Genomic DNA, 317 nt, shown 5'->3' on the forward strand with positions numbered 1-317 from the left:
TACAACATTGGAATAAAAGATAACAGGGTGCTAAGCATTATTTCAAAAATGCTTAAATCACCGATAGAAGGCGTAGGTATACCTTCAAAAGGAACACCGCAAGGTGGTATTCTATCACCACTACTATCGAACGTTGTACTGAATGATCTAGATTGGTGGATCTCGAACCAATGGGAGAACATGGATACGAAACACAAGTACACAAGCCTTCACAAATATAGAGCACTGAAGTCTACAAAGTTAAAAGAAATGTTTATCGTACGATATGCAGATGACTTTAAAATCTTTACAGATTCTCACGAATCTGCAAAGAAGAT

General features: G+C 36.9%; 1 protein-coding gene. It reads left to right on the forward strand.

The features are described 5' to 3' along the window. Positions 1-317 (forward strand): reverse transcriptase domain-containing protein (locus tag ACS2CR_RS34520; RefSeq protein WP_438906170.1); only part of this gene is annotated, 317 nt, incomplete at both ends.

The sequence above is a fragment of the Bacillus cereus group sp. BceL291 genome (assembly GCF_051776705.1).
GTDB lineage: Bacteria > Bacillota > Bacilli > Bacillales > Bacillaceae_G > Bacillus_A > Bacillus_A cereus.